The organism is Streptomyces sp. P17, from assembly GCF_032436805.1.
GTDB lineage: Bacteria > Actinomycetota > Actinomycetes > Streptomycetales > Streptomycetaceae > Streptomyces.
In genome coordinates, this window is sequence record NZ_JAVRBF010000775.1 from 1 (window position 1) to 274 (window position 274).

Consider the following 274-nt stretch of genomic DNA (forward strand, 5'->3'; position numbering starts at 1 on the left):
AAATTTCTACGATAGCACCTTACGCATTTTGAACGACGAAGGCGAGGAAGTCGGCAGTGTGTCCGGTGGCGGCGTGTATCAGCGCGATACCTATTTGATTATGCTCAACGGCAACGGCTGCACCTTCGCCAAACCTGGCTGGCGTCAGGCCATGTATGACTTTCTGGTACCGCTCAATGCCCGGTTGTCCCGTATCGATATCGCTTTGGATTTTTTCGAGGGTGGGTATGGAGGTGTTGAAGGAGTGCGAGAAGCCTGTCTGAGTGGCGGCTTT

General features: G+C 53.3%; 1 protein-coding gene. It reads left to right on the forward strand.

Going from position 1 to position 274, the window contains the following annotated elements:
• Positions 1-28: 28 nt before the first annotated feature.
• The coding region (locus RMT89_RS42915) for a hypothetical protein (protein ID WP_315889181.1) at positions 29-274 on the forward strand (246 nt) is incomplete at its 3' end.